The following is a 17,899-nucleotide window of genomic DNA, read 5'->3' on the forward strand; positions in this document are numbered from 1 at the left end:
CATTCGGGCCGATTCGGCGGCCTTCGCGGGCAACTCTCCAGGCCCGCCGGAGAGATTCCGGAACATCCACGGCACCCGGAACGGACAACCCGGACCGCTAGGCCAACCGGGTGAGCAAACCGCCACTCAACGTACCAAACCGGCCGTTTTCGCTACGCTGTGCACACAATTGCCGACACGTTGCGCTCAATTTGGGCCTTACGTAGCGCGATCGTAACCTCACGTGCTTAAGCGGGGGCCGAGTTCCCGCTAGTGTCACCGAACACACCGATCGCATTGGTCTTCCCGAACTGACCGCCGACGGTGCTTTCGAGACACCGAACATTCCCAAGGGGTGCCAGATGCAGCAATTGCGGCTGACCCGAACACGCCGGGCAGCTCTGATCGGGCTCGCGGGCGCGCTCGCAGTCTCGCTGTCCGCGTGCGCGGAATCGAAGCGCGACGAGTCCGGAGGCGGTGGGTCCGGGGGCACCATGGTCTTCGGCAACACCGGCAACCCGAAGATGTTCGACCCGATCTTCAACGACGAGGGCGAGACGTTCCGGATCACCCGGCAGATGCTGGACACGCTGATCCAGAACAAGCCGGGCACCGCGGACCTGGCCCCGTCGCTCGCGACGAAGTGGACGCCGAGCAACGACGGCAAGACCTGGACCTTCGACCTCAAGCAGGGCGTGAAGTTCAGCGACGGCACCGCGTTCGACGCGAAGGCCGTCTGCTTCAACTTCGATCGCTGGTACAACATGAAGGGCGCCACCGCCCAGAGCCAGATGATCTACTACGGCGACGTCTTCGAGGGCTTCAAGAACAACGAGGGCACGACCAAGGGCCAGCCGGTCTACCAGAGCTGCGAGGCGAAGGACGACCACACCGCGGTCCTGAACCTGACCCGCGCGAAGGGCGCCTTCCCGGCCGCGTTCACCCTGCCGTCGTTCGCGATCCAGAGCCCCACCGCGCTGCAGAAGTACAACGCGGACAAGGTCACCGGCTCCGGCACGTCGATCACGTATCCGGAGTACGGCTACAAGCACCCGACCGGCACCGGCCCGTTCAAGTTCGAGAGCTGGGACCAGGGCAACGGCCAGATCACCTTGGTGCGCAACGAGACCAGCACGATGCCGCAGCCTGCCAAGCTGGACAAGCTCGTGTTCAAGGTGATCCCGGACGAGAACGCCCGCAAGCAGGCGCTCAAGGCCGGCGACATCAACGGCTACGACTTCCCGGCCCCCGCCGACTACGGCCTGCTGCGCAATGACGGCGAGCAGGTGCTGATCCGCCCGTCGTTCAACGTGCTCTACCTCGGCATCAACCAGGCCGGCCCCAACGGCGCGAAGCTGCAGAACCCCAAGGTCCGCCAGGCGCTGGCCTACGGCATCAACCGCGAGCAGTTCGTGCGCTCCAAGCTGGCCGAGGGTTCCGAGGTCGCGACCGAGTTCGTGCCGAAGGCGATCAACGGGTACACCGACGACGTCACCAAGTACCCGTACGACAAGGAGCGCGCCAAGCAGCTCCTGAAGGAAGCCGGCGCCGAGGGCATGACCCTCAAGTTCTACTACCCGACCGAGGTCACCCGGCCCTACATGCCGAATCCGGCCGACACCTACACCGCGATCTCCGAGGACCTGAAGGCCATCGGCATCAACGTGCAGCCGGTCGCCGAGTCGTGGAACGGCGGGTACAAGGACGACGTGCAGCAGAACGGCAAGCAGGACATCCACCTGCTCGGCTGGACCGGTGACTACAACGACGCGGGCAACTTCGTCGGCACCTTCTTCGGCCGCCCGAAGCCGGAATTCGGCCTGACCGACCAGAACAACCAGGGCATCTTCAAGGCGCTCGCGGACGCGGACGCGGCGCCGGCCGGCGACGCGCACACCAAGGCGTACCAGGAAGCCAACAAGAAGATCATGGAATACCTGCCCGCCATCCCGATCGCCTACCCGACGCCGGCGATCGTGGTCGGCCCGAAGATCAAGGGCGTGGTGGCCAGCCCGCTCACCGACGAACGCTTCGACAACGTCACGATCGGCTGACGTGCTCCACTGAGCAGCCAGGCCAAGGGCAGGTGCTACCGCGCCTGCCCTTGGCCTCGTTCCCGGGCTGTACACAAAGGACTACTCGTGCTCCGTTTTCTCGTGCGTCGGCTGCTACAAGCGATCCCGACGCTCCTCATCCTGTCCATCCTGGTGTTCGCCTGGTTGCGCTCACTTCCCGGCGGGCCCGCGTCGGCTCTGCTCGGGGACAAGGCGACTCCGGAAAAACTGGCGAACCTCAACCACGTGCTCGGCCTCGACCAGCCGATTTTCGTGCAGTACTTCAAATTCCTCGGCCGCGCGATCACCGGTGATTTCGGCACTTCGCTCGTGTCGTCCCGGCCGGTGATGTCGGAGATCGGCACGTTCCTCCCGGCCACCATCGAGCTGGGCATCACGGCGATGATCATCGCCGTCGTGGCCGGTATTTCGTTCGGCTATCTCGCCGCCCGGTTCCGCGGCCAGATCGTCGACAACGTCATCATCGTGCTGACCCTGGTCGGCGTGGCGGTGCCGATCTTCTTCCTCGGCTACATGATGCAGGACCTGCTTTCCACGCCGCTTGGCTTGCCGTCGCAGGGCAGGCAGGCGCCGGGCATCGACGCCACCGTCGTCACGCATTTCGCCATTCTCGACGGAATGATGACCGGCGAATGGGACGCGGTGTGGGACGCGATCAAGCACCTCATTCTTCCCGCGCTCGCGCTCGCCACGATTCCGCTCGCGGTGATCACCCGGATCACCCGCGCTTCGGTGCTCGACGTGTTCAACGAGGACTTCATCCGCACCGCGAACTCCAAGGGCCTCACGCAGCCCGTGGTCCGCCAGCGGCACGTGCTGCGCAACGCCTTGCTGCCGGTGATCACCACGATCGGCCTGCAGACCGGCGCGCTGCTCGGCGGCGCCGTGCTGACCGAGCGAGTGTTCAACTTCCGCGGCCTCGGATTCCTTCTCGCCGAAGGGATCGACAAGCGGGACTACCCGCGGCTGCAGGCGCTGCTGCTTCTCGGGGCACTGGTCTACGTGCTCGTGAACATGCTCGTGGATATTTCCTACGGGCTCATCGACCCGAGGGTGCGTGTGCGGTGAACACTCTGCTGAACAAGAAGAAAGAGCCGATCGACAAGCTCGCCGCGGCTTCGGCGGGCGGGCGCAGCCTCGGCGCCGAGGCACTGCGCCGGATGCTGCGCAGCCCGGTGGCGATCGTCGGCGGCGTGATCACCCTGCTGTTCCTGCTGCTGGCGATTTTCGCGCCGCTGCTCGCGCCGAAGGACCCGCAGGTCCGGTACCTGCAGGACAAGGTCATCCTCGGGCGCGGCATCATTCCTGGCGCCCAGCCGGGTTTCCCGCTCGGCGTCGACGACTTCGGCCGCGACTTCCTGTCCCGGCTGCTGATCGGCGCACAGCAGACGCTGCTGGTCGGCGTGCTCGCCACGGTGATCGGCGTGCTGCTCGGCGCGCTCATCGGCGGGCTCGCGGGCGCGTTCGGCGGCTGGGTCGACACCGTCCTCATGCGCATCGTCGACGTGCTGCTGGCGTTTCCCTCGCTGCTGCTGGCGATTTCGATCGCGGCGCTGTTCGCGAAGCCGAGCCAGTGGACGGTGATCATCGCGGTGTCGATCATCGGCGTGCCGATTTTCGCCCGGCTGCTGCGCGGTTCCATGCTCGCCCAGCGCGAGGCGGACCACGTGCTCGCGGCGACGTCGCTCGGCGTGAAGCGGACGACGGTCGTGTTCCGGCACATGCTGCCGAACTCGCTCGGCCCGGTGATCGTGCAGGCGACGCTGACCCTGGCGACCGCGATCCTGGAGGCCGCGGCACTGTCGTTCCTCGGTCTCGGCGACCCGGACCCGACCCGCGCGGAGTGGGGTTTGATGCTGGGCAACGCTTCCCAGCACTTCCTCGACATCCGGCCCGAGCTGGCCTACTACCCGGCGATCGCGATCATCATCGTGGCGCTCGGGTTCACGCTGCTCGGCGAGTCCCTCCGCGAAGCCCTCGACCCGAAGAACCGGCGGTGACCCCGTGGCACTTCTCGAAGTCCGCGACCTGAAGGTCGTGTTCCAGCGCCGCGGCGAGCGTCCGTTCACCGCGGTCGACGGCGTGAGTTTCGACGTCGAACCCGGCCAGACGGTCGGGCTGGTCGGCGAGTCCGGCTGCGGCAAGTCGGTGACCTCGCTCGCGATCATGCGGCTGCTCGCCAAGCGCGGCAACACCGTCAGCGGTTCGGTGCGCTTCGAGGGCACCGATCTGCTGACCCTGTCCGACCGCGAAATGCGCGACCGGCGCGGCCGCGATCTCGGCATGGTGTTCCAGGACCCGCTGTCCTCGCTGAACCCGGTCATCCCGATCGGGCTGCAGATCACCGAGGTGCTGGAGCGCCACCGCGACATGCCGCGCAAGAAGGCGCGGATCGAAGCGGCGGAATTGCTCGACAAGGTCGGCATTCCCGACCCGACGCGGCGGCTTTCCGAGTACCCGCACCAGCTTTCCGGCGGGATGCGCCAGCGCGCGCTGATCGCGATCGCGCTGGCGTGCCGTCCCCGGCTGCTCATCGCGGACGAGCCGACCACCGCGCTCGACGTGACGATCCAGGCGCAGATCCTCGCCCTGCTGCGGGAACTGGTGCAGGACACCGGGACCGCGCTGGTGATGATCACGCACGACCTCGGCGTCGTCGCCGGGCTCTGCGACGAGGTCAACGTGCTTTACGGCGGCCGGATCGTGGAGCGCCAGGAGCGGCATTCGCTGTTCGCGCAGCCGCGGCACCCGTACACGCACGGCCTGCTGGCCTCGATCCCGCGGCTCGACGAGGGCCGCGGCGAGAAGCTGGTGCCGATCCGCGGTTCGGTGGCCGACAACATCCCGTGGGACGGCGGCTGTGCCTTCGCGCCGCGCTGCCCGAACGCGATCCAGGCCTGCCTGGAGAATTCGCCGGAGCTGGTTCCCGACCGGAACGGCTTGCTGCGCTGCCACAACCCGGTGCAACCCGCCGTGGCGGCAGGAGGAGGAACCCGATGACGGTGGCGAACACCGACGAGGTGCTGCTCGAGGTCACCGGCCTCAAGGTGCACTTCCCGATCAAACGCGGCATCGTCGTGGACCGCACGGTGGGCCACGTGTTCGCGGTCGACGGGGTCGACCTGTCGATCCGCCGCGGCGAAACCTACGGCCTGGTCGGCGAATCCGGCTGCGGCAAGTCGACGCTCGGCCGCGCGATCCTGCGGCTCAACGAACCGACCGACGGCAAGGTCGTGTTCGACGGCACCGACGTCGCCCAGCTCAAGGGCGAGCAGTTGCGCAAGGCGCGGCGGCGGATGCAGATGGTGTTCCAGGACCCGATGTCGAGCCTGGACCCGCGCCAGTCGGTCGAATCGATCCTCGTCGAGGGCATGCGCGCGCACGGGCTCGACAAGGACAAGGAATCGACCGCGAAACGGCTGCGCGAACTGCTGAGCGCGGTCGGCCTTCCGGAGTCGTCGCTGCGGAAGTACCCGCACGAGTTCTCCGGCGGCCAGCGCCAGCGCATCGGCATCGCGCGGGCGCTGTCGGTGGAGCCGGACCTGATCGTCGCCGACGAACCGGTGTCCGCGCTGGACGTTTCGGTGCAGGCGCAGGTGGTGAACCTGCTGGAGGACCTCCAGGACGAGCTCGGTCTCACCTACGTGGTGATCGCGCACGACCTCGCGGTGGTCCGGCACATCTCCGACCGGATCGGCGTGATGTACCTCGGCGCGCTGGTCGAGGAAACGACGTCGGAGGAGCTGTACCAAAACCCGCTGCACCCGTACACGCGCGCGCTGCTGTCGGCGATCCCGGTGCCGGACCCGGTGGTGGAGGACAGCCGCGAGCAGATCCTGCTCGCCGGCGACCTCCCGTCGCCCGCCAACCCGCCGTCGGGCTGCCGCTTCCACACGCGGTGCCCGTGGAAGCAGGAAAGCCTGTGCGACACCGATCGCCCGCAATTGCGCGAGATCGGCGCCGGACACCGGGTGGCCTGCCACTACGCGGAGGACATCCGCGACGGGCGGATCCAGCCGCACAAGGTCGAGGTGGAACTGGTCGACGCCGGGGCACTGAACCCGGACCTCGGCCCGCCGGACGTCGGTTCGGCCGCCGAGATCCTCTGACCGTCCGTGAAGGACTCCTTGAGGGAATCTGATTCCCTCAAGGAGTCCTTCACGGCTTTTCAGGGCTTTCAGGGTGGAGCCTTGCCCGGTCAGTTCTATGTGGACAGTCAATCGGCAGGCCATTCGTACGACAGCTCGTAGCGGTCTGCGGCAAGGACCATGTCGTTCATCTCCAACGGCCTCCCGTCCGCGTCGTAGGCCACGCGCGTGACGGTCATGACCGGGACGCCGTCGGCGAGTTGAAGCTGCGATGCCTCGACGGGGTTGGGCATCCGAGCCCCGACGTATTCCACGAACGACCCGAGTTCGTGCCCCGCTTCCTCCAGCCGGGCGTACGTACCACCGCTGCCCGTGTCCACCTGCTCGATCGCGGTGTCGCGCGTCAGTTCTCGTGGAAGGCGCGACACCGCGAGCTGGACCACGAGCCCATCAGCGCGCATCACCCGGTCTCGCACGGTCACCTCAGCGCCTTCATCGATCGCAAGATGCTCGGCCGCACGTGCGTCGGCCCGTTCGAACCGAACCGTGACTGACGACGACGGTGCGAAACCGCGTGCTGCGGCGTCAGCGAGAAACGCGCCGCGGTTCTTCGCCCGCGCCTCTTTCGACAGACGAGACCGGGCAACGCGCTGGATGCTGGCGGGTGGCCGCACGAACACGCCGCGCCCATGCTCGGCGATCACGAGACCCTCGCGCCGCAGCACGTCCACTGCGTCGCGCACCGTCGGACGGGACACGCTGTAGACGTCCACCAGTTCGCGTTCGCTCGGCAGTTGATCGCCTGGTGCGTACTGACCGGCCGCGATCTTCTCGCGAAGGTCAGCCGCCACCTGCCGAAACGCGGGAACTCCGCTCGTGCGATCCACCATGCGCCCATTCTGCCACTGGTCCACTTGTCTTGACCAGTGGTGAGCGACGTGCGACAGTTAGTGGATAAGACGTCAATACCAGTTGGCGAGGTGGGATGTGGAAGCGATACGGATCGCGGGCGAGTTGCCCTCCGGCGAGGTGGCCACGGTGATCTATTCGGTGCACAGGTGGGCGTGCGACGGCTCGAATCATCAGTTCGAGCGGAAGCTGTTCACCCCCGGAGCGGAAGTGTTCTGGCCGAAGTGCACGTCCGGTTTGCGGTTGCCGCAGCGGATGGCGTTCGCCGACGAGCTGTCCGAGGAACTGAGGTCAGACCGCGACCTGCGCGATGACTGCCCGACGTGCTTCTGCGGCGGACCGCGCAGTCCGAAACGGGCGTGGTGAGCGTGGGCCACTGGATCCAGTACGACGGCACCGAGATCGTCACCGATCCCGACACTGGCGAGATCATCGCCGACCGGACCGAAGAGCAGGACACGACAAGTGAGCACGAACGACCCGGAGCGCCAACCGAACCTGTTGCCGCAGATGGTGGGCAGCGCGCTCCGCGAAGCCCGGGAGGCAAAGAAGTGGGGCGTTCGCGAGCTTGCCCGGCGGATCGGCGTATCTCCAGGGGCTATTCCCGAGTGGGAGCAAGGGCGGCGCACGCCTAGCCCGCTGATCGTCGCGCGCATCCTCGGCTCGCTCGGCGTCGTCGGCGACGAGCAGGAACGGATTCTGAACCTCGCGCTCCTCTACCGGCTCCGCAAAATCGTGTCCGCTTGCCCGATCTGCACCTGCGGGCCTCCTCGCCGCGACCCTGTCCCCTGAAACTCCCGGCCGCCGCGCTTCTCCCCGACGTTGCGCGGCGGCCGGGTTCCCAACCGTTTTCAGGGCTGGAGGTCGACGGCAGCGCGGAACGAACCGTCCATGTGGAACGGCGTCGAGTTGTGCTCGTGCGCGATCAGCCAGCCATTTCCGTTGTGCCGCAAGGCGAACGTGGTGCGGAACCAGAGCGTGAACGATTCGTTGTGGCCCTGCGGCGTCGCGGTCAGCTTCGTCAGCGCCGCCACCATCGCCAGATCGCCGGACACCGTGATCTCCTCGTCGTGGTACGTGTAGGAAATCGGCCCGTCGAAGGTGCTCATCCACTGCGCGACGTGCTCCGCGGAAGCGCCGGTCGTGCGCAGCGGCGGGGCGAGGTCGAATTTGACCGCCTTCTCGGTGTAGCTCGCGACGACTCGCTGCGGGTCCTTCGCGTGCATCGCGGCGGTGCGCTCGGCCAGCAGGTCGCGGATCTCGTTTTCGGACATTTTGTGGTCTCCTTTTCCCGGACTCGGTGTTCGTCCGGGACGTCGAAGCCGCCGGTCCGGCTTCGACATCTGGGGTGGAAAAACTTTTCGAGGAGGCTCCCGATGAAGTATCTGGTCCTGATCTACGGCAACCCGGCGTCGCGCGCGGCCTGGGCGGGGATGAGCGACGAGCAGAAGGCCGAGGGCCTGCGGGCCTACCAGCGGTTCCACGAGGAGCTGGCGGGCACCGGCGAGCGGATCGTGTCCGAGCGGCTGGCCGCGCCGGAGCTGACGAAGCAGGTCCGCGTGAGCACTGACGGCGTGAGCACCACCGACGGCCCGTTCGCCGAGATCAAGGAACAGCTCGCCGGGTTCTACCTGCTGGAATGCGATTCGGAGGCCCGTGCGCTGGAGATCGCCGCGCGGATCCCGGAGGCCCCGTTCGCGACGATCGAGGTGCGGCCCGTGATGGGGCTGATCGGCGACGTGGACTTCGAGCTGTGATCGACGGCCTCCTGCGCGACCTCATCCCGCAGGTCCTGACCGCGCTCGTGCGCCGCTACGGCGATTTCGGCAAATGCGAGGACGCCGTGCAGGAGGCCCTGCTCGCCGCCGCCGTGCAGTGGCCGAAGGACGGGGTCCCGGACAATCCGAAGGCCTGGCTCATCACGACCGCTTCTCGGCGGCGGATCGAGATGTGGCGCAACGAAGCCGCGCGGATCCGCCGCGAGGAGACGGTGGCCGCGCTGGAACCGCCGTCCTTCGAACTCGTGCCGCAGCAAGACGACACGCTCACCCTGCTGTTGCTCTGCTGCCATCCCGCGCTGACCCGCCCGTCGCAGGTGGCGCTCACGTTGCGTGCCGTCGGCGGTCTGACCACCGCCGAGATCGCGCGCGCGTACCTGGTTCCGGAGCCGACGATCGGTCAGCGGATCAGCCGCGCGAAACAGAAGCTGCGCGGTGCGGATTTCGCCCTGCCGCCCCGGGACGAACTGCCGGAACGCGTCGCCGCGGTCCTGCAAGTGTTGTATCTGGTGTTCACCGAGGGCCACACCGCCAGCTCCGGCAGCGAGGTGAACCGCGTCGAACTGACCGCCGAGGCCATCCGGCTCGCCCGGCAACTGCACGCCCTGCTGCCTGCTGACGGCGAGGTCGCCGGTCTGCTCGCCCTCCTGCTGCTCACCGACGCCCGCCGTCCCGCCCGCACCGGCCAGGACGGCGTGCCCGTGCCGCTGGCCGAACAAGACCGCTCGCTCTGGGACGCGTCCGCGATCGCCGAAGGCAGCGCACTCATCGAACACGCGCTGGCGAACACCCCCGTCGGCCCGTACCAGCTGCAAGCCGCGATCGCCGCCGTGCACGACGAAGCCCCGACCGCCGACGATACCGACTGGCCGCAGATCCTGATGCTGTACGACCTCCTGCGGCAGCTCGCGCCCGGCCCGATGGTCACCCTCAACCGCCTGGTCGCGCTCGCCCGCGTCGAAGGCCCGGCGGTCGCGCTGGCCGAACTGGACGCGTCCGAGCACCTGGACCACTACCGGGCCGACGTGGTCCGCGCCGATCTCCTCGAACGGTCCGGCGACGCGCAAGGCGCCCGCGACTGCTATCTCCGGGCCGCCCAGCGCACCTTGAGCCTGCCGGAACGCGAGTACTTCGAATCGCGCGCTTTGCGTGTTATGTCGGAAAAACCCTGAAAAACCCCTGCCTGAAGACGGACCCCACCCCCGACTCCAGGCGGACGCGAGAACGCTCGTCAGCTGGGTACTCTGCGGAGACCAGGCACGAATCACAAGGGGGTTGGCAGTGAACATCGACCACGTGCTGGAGGCGATCCCTCCGCTGTCGGTCTACCTGTTGGTGGGCTTGGTGGTGATGGTCGAAAGCCTGGGCATCCCGCTGCCGGGGGAGATCGTGCTGGTGAGCGCGGCGCTGCTGGCGTCGTCGCACAGCGGGCTGAACCCGCTGTGGATCGGCGTGCTGGCGTCGGCGGGCGCGATCATCGGCGACAGCATCGGGTACCTGATCGGCAAGAAGGGCGGCAAACGGCTCTTCGCCTGGGCCGGCCGGAAATTCCCGAAACATTTCGGCCCCGACCACATCGCGAGCGCCGAAAAGATGTTCCACAAACGCGGCATGTGGGCCGTGTTCTTCGGCCGGTTCGTCGCGGTGCTGCGCATCCTGGCCGGCCCGCTCGCCGGGTCGCTGAACATGCACTACCCGCGCTTCCTGATCGCGAACGCACTGGGCGGCATCGTCTGGGCGGGCGGGACGACGGCGCTCATCTACTACCTCGGCGTGGTCGCCGACAAGTGGCTGAAGGGCTTCCAGTGGGCAGGCCTCGGCGCGGCGCTGGTGATCGGCGTCGTGGTGACGCTGGTGCTGAAGAAGCGCATGGCCCGCCACGCGGCGGGATCGGCCTCGTCCGCGTCGTCGGAGGAGAAGAACGACGCGGTCGCCTGAACCGGCTGACGGGATTCCCCGGCAGGTCTTCGGACGTGCCGGGGGTTTTCTGTTCCCCGGCCTGGAAATAAGCGATGCCCCGAGCGGCATGCGAAAGCAGAGGCGACCCGGGGCGTACTGCGCCATACTAGCACATCCCCTCCGCCCGAGAGGGGCAAGAAACGGGGAGGGGCAGCTGATGCCGGGGGAGCCGGGGTGGATCAGGGAAGGTTTGTCGACCCCGAGGTTCGCGCCGTATCTCGCGAAGGCGGAAGGCGATCTCGCTCGGGCTTGTGCGTTGTACTGGTGGAACGTAGAGGTTTCCGCGGCGTTCTACCCGTCGCTGCATTGCCTGGAGCTCGCGCTGCGGAACGGCCTGCACCGCACGCTGGCGACGGCGTTCGACCGGGAAGACTGGTGGCGGGTAGCCCCGCTGCGCCCCGACGGCGTCGGCAAGCTGGCAGAGGCCCGGCGCAAGCTGACCGTGCGCGGACGGCCGCAGACGCCCGATGACCTCGTGGCCAACCTGTCGCTCGGGTTCTGGGTGTCCACGCTCAGCAGTGCCTACGACCGGACGCTGTGGGTCCCGCACCTGCACCGCACGTTCGCCTTCTACCGCGGCAAACGGCGTGATCTGCACACGGATTTGCGCACCGTTCTGCTGTTCCGCAACCGGATCATGCATCACGAGCCGATTCATCACCGGCATCTGTGGAAGGACCACGAGACGATCCTGCGGGTGCTCGGCTATCTGGTCCCGGAGCTGGCCGGCGAGCTGAAGGCGTACGACCGGGTGCCCGAACTGCTGCGGCAGCGTCCCAGCCGGTGACCCTTACACCGGCAGCAGCTCCTCCGGCGTGACCGCGGGCTTCTTCCGCAGCGAGCCCAGCAAGACCCCGCCGATCACCACCGCCGCGGCGACTAGGGTCAGTACTGTCGGCACCTCGCCGAGGATGAAGAACGACGCCGTCAACCCGACCACCGGCACGAGCAGCGAGAACGGCGCGACCACGCCCGCCGGGTTGCGGCGCATCAGCGTGGTCCAGATGCCGGAGCCCACGACCGTCCCGAAGATGACGACGTACGCCAGACCCGCGATGCCGATCAGGCCGGTCTTGGTGCCGAGCGTCGCCAGCGAGTGCCACGCCGCGCCGGGGCCTTCGAAGATGCTCGACAGCGCCAGCATCGGCAGCGGCGGCACCACTGACATCCACAGCGTCAGGTGCAGCGGGTTGTCCGGCTCCGCGCGGCGCATGCTCAGGTTGCCGATCGCCCAGCTCAGCGCGGCCAGCAGGGTCAGCAGCACCGGCACCAGCGCGGCGTGGGCGGACTGCTGCCAGGCGATCGCGGTCATGCCCGCCACCGCGAGCAGGATCCCGGCCAGCTGCCGTCCGGAGACGCGTTCCCGCAGCAGCACCGCGCCCAGCAGCACGGTGAACGGCGCGGACGCCTGCAGCACCAGCGACGCCAGCCCGGTCGGCATGCCCAGGTGCATCGCGACGAACAGGAATGCGAACTGTCCGGTGCCGAACCCGAGCCCGTAGCCCAGGAGGTAGCGCAGCTTCACGCGCGGCCGCGGCACGAGGACCATCGTCGGAATCGCGATCAGCAGAAACCGCAGCGCGCCCGCGAACATCGGCGGGAATTGGCCGAGTGTGGCGTGGATCGCAATGAAATTCAGACCCCACAAGACGGCGACGAACACAGCGAGCAGACGGTCCCGGATGGCCATGCCGCCACTCTGCCTAGGCAAACCTTGAAGCACCAGCGAGAAAAACTGCACCGACTGTGTAGCGCTGCTTCACATACACTGCGCGGATGGACTTGGGCAGGCTCCGGACGCTGCGCGAATTCGCTGATCGGGGCAGCGTCACCGCCGCCGCTCGGGCGTTGCACTGCACGCCGTCGGCGATATCCCAGCAGTTGCGCGCGTTGCAGGCGGAGGTCGGCATCGCGCTCACCGAACCGGCCGGCCGCGGCCTGCGGCTCACCGACGCGGGCCGCGCGCTGGTCGCCCGCGCCGACGACGTGCTGGCCGCGCTGGACCGGGCTGAAGCGGAACTGGCCACCTACCGCAGCGCCCCGCGCGGACGGGTGCGGATCGCGATCTTTCAGTCCGCGGGCCTGATGCTCCTGCCCGGTCTGCTGCGCCGCATCGACCAGTACGAAAACCTCGACGTCGACGTCCGCGACGTCGACATGGTCCCGCCGCAGGTGCCTGGCCTGGTCGCCGATTACGACGTCGTCGTCGCCCACCGCGACGAGCACGCGCCCGAATTCGACACCGAACGCCTCGACGTCGTCCCGTTGCTGCGCGAACCGCTGGACGTCGCACTGCCCGCCGATCACCGGCTCGCCCGCCGCCGCCGGGTCGAACTCGCCGATCTCGCCGACGAACGCTGGATCTCGGTGGACCACGGCTTCCCGGTCGACGACGTCCTGCGTTCGCTCACCGTGCGTACCGGCGTGCGGCCGCAGATCGTCCAGCGCATCAACGATTTCCGCATCACTGAACGGCTTGTCGCGGCCGGGCACGGGATCGCGTTGATGCCTCGGTACACAATGGACACTCGGCGGGGCAGTGGATTGGTCGGCCGTCCGCTGGCGGGAATCCGGGCGGCGCGGTTGGTGGAAGTGGTGTGCCGTACCGGTGCGGCGAACCGTCCGGCGGTCGCGACTGTGATCGATGAGTTGCGTGCCGAGGTCGCCGCGTTGACGACCTAACTGGGTTCCCGGGCAGGAAGCCCACGCAGCAACGTGTCGAGAAACAGCTCAAACCGCGGCGCGTCCGGCCCGAGATCGAGCGGGTTTTCCCGCACCGCGAGCCAGCTGACCGTGCACGTGATGAAGATGTACCAGCTCTGCTCGGCCAGTTCCGGCGACACCCCGGCGTTGGTGAACGCGGCGACCACCTGCGAGCGCAGCCTGCCGAACGAATCCGCGTTGTGCCGGTGCGGCCGGGACAACCGGGTCGCGTAACCGGGCACCGCGAGGAACTGGTCGTGCATCGCCCACGCGACCTGGGCGAGCCACGGCCGCCAAGACCGGCGTGGCGGTCCTTCCTCGGGAAGTACCCGCTCCAGCACCACCTCGCTGATCAGATCGAACAGCGCGTCCCGGTTGGCGACCCAGCGGTAGAGCGCGCCATGCGTCACGCCCAGCCGCGTCGCCAGTTCGCGCATGGTCAAGGTGTCGAGGTTTCCCGTGGACAACGCCGCGTCGACGATCCGCTCGCGATCGAGCTGTGCGGGGCGGCCGGGCCGCGGTCGGGTCATAGCTGCGGACTCTACCGAGACAGAGTTAGTGACCAATGGTTACAAACAGGAGTACGGTCGTGGCATGGAAAACATCGAGGGCACCGTGCGGCCCGGTTTCGAACAGGTGCGGGACACGTTCGCGGCAGTCGCGGACGGAGCTGCCCAGCTGGTGGCGTATCACCGCGGCGAGCGGGTAGTCGACTTGTGGACCGGCGTCGACGGGGACTGCCTGCTTGGCGCTTACTCCGCGACGAAAGGCGCGGCGCATCTGGTCGTCGCGCTGCTGGTCCAGGACGGGGTGCTGGACCTTGACCAGCGGGTGCGCCACTACTGGCCGGAGTTCTCGGCCGACGTCACGCTCAGGGAACTCCTGGCGCACCGAGCCGGACTGGTCGGCGCCGACGAAGGATTCTCCCGCGCGGAACTCGCGGACGACCGGATCGTCGCGGAACGCCTGGCCCGCCAGCGCCCGTTCTGGCGACCGGGAACCGCGTTCGGCTACCACGCGCTGGTCATCGGCGCGCTCAGCGGCGAGGTCGTGCTGCGGGCGACCGGTCGCACCATCCAGGAACACTTCGCCGAACGGATCCGCGATCCGTACGCACTGGACTTCTACCTCGGCCTCCCCGTCGAACTGGAACCGCGATTCGCGAGTGCGGAGCCGATGATCCTGACCCCCGAGCGGCAGATCGCCCCGCCCGCCGCCAACAGCCTGAACGGGATCGCGTTCAACCGGCACCATCCGGACGGCCCGGAGGTCTGGGAACTGCCGAACCTCCCGGAGGTCCGGCGGCTCGGCCCGGCCTCGTTCGGCGGCGTCGCCTCGGCCCGCGGGTTGGCTCGGATGTACGCCGCCGCGATCAGTCCGCTGGACGGCGAACCGCCGCTGCTGAAGCCGGAAACCGCTGCCGAGTTCGCGCAAATCCAGTCCACCGGTGACGACGTGGTGTTGCATCAGCACAAGGCGTTCGGCATCGGATTCCACGCCACCAGCGAGTACTACCCCGAGCTGGGCCAGGGCAGCTTCGGACACAGCGGCGCGGGTGGCCAGCAGGCGTTCGTCGATCCGCGCAACGGCGTCGCGTACGGCTACACCCGCCGCCGGATCCCGTTCCCCGCCGCGGCCGCGCCGGAGAACGAACCGCTGATCAAGGCGTTGTACTCGGCGCTGCGTGCCGTCGAATCCCGATAGTGATCGCCGAGCCCAGCAGCACCGCGATGGTCAGCGACAACGCGAGGCTCAGCCCCGGCTCGGCGACCAGTTGCCCGCCGGCGTAGCCGAGGAACGCGACGTACGACGTCCACAGCAGCACGCCGACCGCGGACGCCGTCAGGAACTCGGTGAACCGCCACCGCAACGAGCCGGCCAGCAGCGCGCCGATCGTGCCGCCGGAAGGCAGCCATCGCGCGACCACCAGGACCGGCCGCGGATGCCGTTGCAAGCGTCCGTCGAGCCAGGTCAGCCCGGCGGCCAGTTTGCGCCGACGGCTCAATCGGGCCAGTACGCGAGCCCCGCCGAACCGCCCGAGTGCGTACAACGCCTGGTCCGATAGCAGGCAGCCGAAGCTGGCGACCGCGATCACGACAGCCAGCGAGGTCCCGTGCTGCGCGGCGGCCACGCCCATGCCGAGCAGTGTCACCTCGGTGGGCAACACCGGCACCAGCGAGACGATGAATAGCACCACCAGCCCAGCCGTCGTAGCGTCCATATCTCCATTAACCGCTTCGTCGACGCCGATGAGTCCGAATCACCGGCTCTTCACAGCAAGGCACAGCCAGAACACAGATTTCCGGAACCCGGACAGAGGATGTCAGGGTTCGCGCGCACGCTGGTGGTTCACCGAGAGAGAAGAGGACGAACGGAATGAGCGGGGAACTGGCGGGCAAGGTCGCGCTCGTGGCGGGCGGCACGCGCGGGGCGAGCCGGGCGATCGCGGTCGAGCTGGGCCGGGCCGGGGCACACGTGTACGTCACCGGTCGCACGACGCGGGCCGGACGGTCCGAAGTGGACCGTCCGGAGACCATTGAGGACACTCTGGAGCGGATCGAAGCCGCGGGCGGCAAGGGAACCGCGCTGCGGGTCGACCACCTGGTGAGCGACGAGGTCGCCGCGCTCGCCAAGCGGATCGACGCCGAGCACGGCGGCCTCGACATCCTGGTCGACGGCATCTGGGGCGGCGACCGTTACCTGGAATGGGGCAAACCGGTCTGGGAGCACTCTCTGGACGCCAGCCTGCGGATGATGCGGCTGTCCCTCGACGCCCACCTGATCACCAGCCACCATCTGTTTCCGCTGGTCATCCGGCGTCCGGGCGGGCTGGTGATCGAACTGACCGACGGCACCGCCGAGTACAACCAGAAGTACCGCGAGGGCACGTCGCTGCCGTACTACCTGGCTAAGGCGGCGATCAACGTCCTGGCCGTCGGCGAGGCGGCCGAACTCAAAAAGCACGAGTGCACCGCGATCGCGTTCACGCCGGGGTGGCTGCGTTCGGAGGCGATGCTGGAGATTTTCGAGGTCACCGAGGAAAACTGGCGCGACGCGACCGTCCGTGAGCCGCACTTCGTGATCTCGGAATCGCCGACCTTCTCCGGCCGCACGGTCGTCGCGCTCGCCGCCGACGCGGACCGGCACCGGTGGACCGGACAGACCGTTTCCAGCGGTCAGCTGGCGAAGGTCTACGAGATCGATGACGTGGACGGCAGCCGTCCGGACGCGTGGCGGTACATCGAGGAGGTGCAGGAACCGGGGAAGCCCGCCGACGCCAGCGGCTACCGCTGATCCTTGTTGCGCTCAGCCAGCGCTTGACCGAATTCCGCGACCGCGGCGCGGATCTCCGGCGGGGTGAGCACCTCGACGCCGGGGCCGAGGGAAACCAGCTGTCCGACGGCGACTTCCTTGCCCTCCATGGCGAACTCGGCCTCGGCCCACCCGTCGGCGTCCTTCGGGCCGAGCGACACCAGCACCTCGTTCACGTGCTCGGGCCCGAAAACCCGCCGCAACGCCCCCGCCGCGGACCGGTCGAGCCGAGCCGTCACCTTCAACGGCAGCGGCATCTTCTCGAACTCCGCCGACGACGCGCGCCACCAGTCGGCGAGCGAGAATTCCTCCGGCCGGGCAAAGGTTTCCCCGGTTTCGGCGACCGCCGTGAACCGGGAGACGCGATACGTCCGCAGGTCGGCGTCGACACGTGCTACCAGGTACCAAACCCCGGCTTTGAGCACGAGCCCCAGCGGATCGAGCGTCCGCCGGGTGACCTTGTCGCGCCGCCGGTACCGCACGTCGAGCCGCTGCTGCGTCCACACCGCCTTCGCGACCGCGGGCAGCGCGCTCGTGTCGTCCGGCGAGGTGAACCAGGCCGAGGCGTCGAGATGAAACCGCCCGGCGACCGTCCGGGCGTGTTCCTGCAGCTGCTTCGGCATGCTCGCGGACACTTTCGCGTGCGCCGCGGACACCGCGGTGCCGAGACCGAGCCCGGCCAGCGCGTCCGGCACGTCGAGGGCCAGCAGCGCGACGGCCTCCCGCGAGGTGAGGCCGTCGAGCCGCGAACGCCAGCCGTCGACGAGCCGGACGCCGCCACGGCGCCCTGGTTCACTCCAGAGCGGCACGCCGGCTTCGCGCAACGCGGCGAGATCCCGCCGCAGTGTCCGCTCGGTCACGCCCAGCTCGCCGGCCAGCTCCCCGACGGTGCCCGCGCGTTTGCGGTGCAGCGTGAAGAGAAGCGCGACCAGGCGCTCGGCTCGCATCCTCGTCTCCCTCGCCCAGAACCGCCCCAATGGGGATTTTTCATCCTGGTTTGTGCTGGTCATGGCGGGTTGACGGGGTGTGGTAGTTGTCAGGCCGGGGTGGGCTGGGCGGTGTCGCGGACGGCTTGTTCGTGCTGGGTGAGGACGAG

The 17,899-nt window shown here is 68.2% G+C and carries 20 protein-coding genes; 14 read left to right on the top strand and 6 right to left on the bottom strand.

The features are described from left to right. The first annotated feature begins 341 nt into the window (after window positions 1-341). The 5 genes from PUT80_RS40420 to PUT80_RS40440 all read left to right on the top strand — a co-directional run bounded on the left by PUT80_RS40420 (window position 342) and on the right by PUT80_RS40440 (window position 6,163). Complete coding sequence (locus tag PUT80_RS40420) at window positions 342-2,033, top strand: ABC transporter substrate-binding protein (RefSeq protein ID WP_051728630.1); 1,692 nt, start codon at window positions 342-344, stop codon at window positions 2,031-2,033. An 87-nt stretch (window positions 2,034-2,120) separates the two neighbouring features. Continuing rightward, the gene (locus PUT80_RS40425; protein ID WP_275295296.1) at window positions 2,121-3,122 is read left to right on the top strand and encodes an ABC transporter permease; all 1,002 of its coding nucleotides are present in this window, start codon (window positions 2,121-2,123) and stop codon (window positions 3,120-3,122) included. Next, window positions 3,119-4,054 carry an ABC transporter permease gene (locus PUT80_RS40430; RefSeq protein ID WP_037808484.1) on the top strand — a complete coding sequence of 312 codons (936 nt, stop codon included), beginning with the start codon at window positions 3,119-3,121 and terminating at the stop codon, window positions 4,052-4,054. Before PUT80_RS40425 ends, PUT80_RS40430 begins: the two co-directional genes overlap by 4 nt. A gap of 4 nt (window positions 4,055-4,058) precedes the next feature. Next, window positions 4,059-5,054, top strand: coding sequence for an ABC transporter ATP-binding protein (locus tag PUT80_RS40435; RefSeq protein ID WP_037808482.1), 996 nt, complete (start codon window positions 4,059-4,061; stop codon window positions 5,052-5,054). Further along, window positions 5,051-6,163, top strand: a complete 1,113-nt coding sequence (locus PUT80_RS40440; protein ID WP_043834533.1) for an oligopeptide/dipeptide ABC transporter ATP-binding protein — start codon at window positions 5,051-5,053, stop codon at window positions 6,161-6,163. The genes PUT80_RS40435 and PUT80_RS40440 overlap by 4 nt, the downstream gene beginning before the upstream one ends. 107 nt (window positions 6,164-6,270) lie before the next feature. Here the strand turns inward: PUT80_RS40440 and PUT80_RS40445 are convergent, their stop codons facing one another. After that, window positions 6,271-7,032 (bottom strand): GntR family transcriptional regulator, encoded by a 762-nt coding sequence (locus PUT80_RS40445; RefSeq protein ID WP_037808477.1) that lies wholly within the window; start codon window positions 7,030-7,032, stop codon window positions 6,271-6,273. A gap of 97 nt (window positions 7,033-7,129) precedes the next feature. Here PUT80_RS40445 and PUT80_RS40450 point away from each other — a divergent pair, with 97 nt between their 5' ends. After that, window positions 7,130-7,417 carry a hypothetical protein gene (locus tag PUT80_RS40450; protein ID WP_037808475.1) on the top strand — a complete coding sequence of 96 codons (288 nt, stop codon included), beginning with the start codon at window positions 7,130-7,132 and terminating at the stop codon, window positions 7,415-7,417. Between the two features lie 99 nt (window positions 7,418-7,516). After that, window positions 7,517-7,843 carry a helix-turn-helix transcriptional regulator gene (locus PUT80_RS40455; RefSeq protein ID WP_037808473.1) on the top strand — a complete coding sequence of 109 codons (327 nt, stop codon included), beginning with the start codon at window positions 7,517-7,519 and terminating at the stop codon, window positions 7,841-7,843. Between the two features lie 59 nt (window positions 7,844-7,902). Here PUT80_RS40455 and PUT80_RS40460 read toward each other — a convergent pair whose 3' ends face one another. Then, window positions 7,903-8,325: a nuclear transport factor 2 family protein gene (locus tag PUT80_RS40460; protein WP_275295297.1), complete on the bottom strand. Its 423-nt coding sequence runs from the start codon at window positions 8,323-8,325 to the stop codon at window positions 7,903-7,905. Window positions 8,326-8,427: 102 nt separating this feature from the next. Here PUT80_RS40460 and PUT80_RS40465 point away from each other — a divergent pair, with 102 nt between their 5' ends. From PUT80_RS40465 to PUT80_RS40480, 4 genes are all read left to right on the top strand, one after another. Next, complete coding sequence (locus PUT80_RS40465; protein WP_275295298.1) at window positions 8,428-8,808, top strand: YciI family protein; 381 nt, start codon at window positions 8,428-8,430, stop codon at window positions 8,806-8,808. Next, a complete protein-coding gene (locus PUT80_RS40470) occupies window positions 8,805-10,001 on the top strand; it encodes a DUF6596 domain-containing protein (RefSeq protein WP_275295299.1) in 1,197 nt (398 codons plus the stop codon). The genes PUT80_RS40465 and PUT80_RS40470 overlap by 4 nt, the downstream gene beginning before the upstream one ends. Before the next feature lie 109 nt (window positions 10,002-10,110). Further along, window positions 10,111-10,767, top strand: coding sequence for a DedA family protein (locus PUT80_RS40475; RefSeq protein ID WP_037808466.1), 657 nt, complete (start codon window positions 10,111-10,113; stop codon window positions 10,765-10,767). 178 nt (window positions 10,768-10,945) lie between these two features. Next, window positions 10,946-11,575, top strand: coding sequence for a hypothetical protein (locus PUT80_RS40480; protein ID WP_134662066.1), 630 nt, complete (start codon window positions 10,946-10,948; stop codon window positions 11,573-11,575). A 3-nt stretch (window positions 11,576-11,578) separates the two neighbouring features. Here the strand turns inward: PUT80_RS40480 and PUT80_RS40485 are convergent, their stop codons facing one another. Next, window positions 11,579-12,478, bottom strand: coding sequence for an EamA family transporter (locus tag PUT80_RS40485; RefSeq protein ID WP_238603907.1), 900 nt, complete (start codon window positions 12,476-12,478; stop codon window positions 11,579-11,581). 86 nt (window positions 12,479-12,564) lie between these two features. Between PUT80_RS40485 and PUT80_RS40490 the strand changes: the two genes are divergently transcribed. Continuing rightward, a complete protein-coding gene (locus PUT80_RS40490) occupies window positions 12,565-13,470 on the top strand; it encodes a LysR family transcriptional regulator (protein WP_238603908.1) in 906 nt (301 codons plus the stop codon). Here PUT80_RS40490 and PUT80_RS40495 read toward each other — a convergent pair. Beyond that, window positions 13,467-14,021, bottom strand: coding sequence for a TetR/AcrR family transcriptional regulator (locus PUT80_RS40495; protein WP_275295300.1), 555 nt, complete (start codon window positions 14,019-14,021; stop codon window positions 13,467-13,469). The two genes, PUT80_RS40490 and PUT80_RS40495, sit on opposite strands and share 4 nt — an antisense overlap. Window positions 14,022-14,085: 64 nt before the next feature. Here PUT80_RS40495 and PUT80_RS40500 point away from each other — a divergent pair, with 64 nt between their 5' ends. After that, on the top strand, window positions 14,086-15,195 hold the full coding sequence (locus PUT80_RS40500) for a serine hydrolase domain-containing protein (RefSeq protein ID WP_275295301.1): 1,110 nt from the start codon (window positions 14,086-14,088) through the stop codon (window positions 15,193-15,195). Here the strand turns inward: PUT80_RS40500 and PUT80_RS40505 are convergent. After that, window positions 15,152-15,712, bottom strand: a complete 561-nt coding sequence (locus tag PUT80_RS40505) for a DedA family protein (RefSeq protein WP_275295302.1) — start codon at window positions 15,710-15,712, stop codon at window positions 15,152-15,154. The genes PUT80_RS40500 and PUT80_RS40505 overlap by 44 nt on opposite strands. A 155-nt stretch (window positions 15,713-15,867) precedes the next feature. On the opposite strand from PUT80_RS40505, the gene PUT80_RS40510 reads away from it, so the two are divergent. Further along, window positions 15,868-16,785 carry an SDR family oxidoreductase gene (locus PUT80_RS40510; RefSeq protein ID WP_037808454.1) on the top strand — a complete coding sequence of 306 codons (918 nt, stop codon included), beginning with the start codon at window positions 15,868-15,870 and terminating at the stop codon, window positions 16,783-16,785. On the opposite strand, the gene PUT80_RS40515 is transcribed toward PUT80_RS40510, so the two are convergent. Then, on the bottom strand, window positions 16,776-17,750 hold the full coding sequence (locus PUT80_RS40515) for a WYL domain-containing protein (RefSeq protein WP_275295303.1): 975 nt from the start codon (window positions 17,748-17,750) through the stop codon (window positions 16,776-16,778). The two genes, PUT80_RS40510 and PUT80_RS40515, sit on opposite strands and share 10 nt — an antisense overlap. Window positions 17,751-17,899: the final 149 nt, after the last annotated feature.

The sequence above is a fragment of the Amycolatopsis sp. La24 genome (assembly GCF_029087445.1).
In the GTDB taxonomy this organism is placed as follows: domain Bacteria; phylum Actinomycetota; class Actinomycetes; order Mycobacteriales; family Pseudonocardiaceae; genus Amycolatopsis; species Amycolatopsis nivea.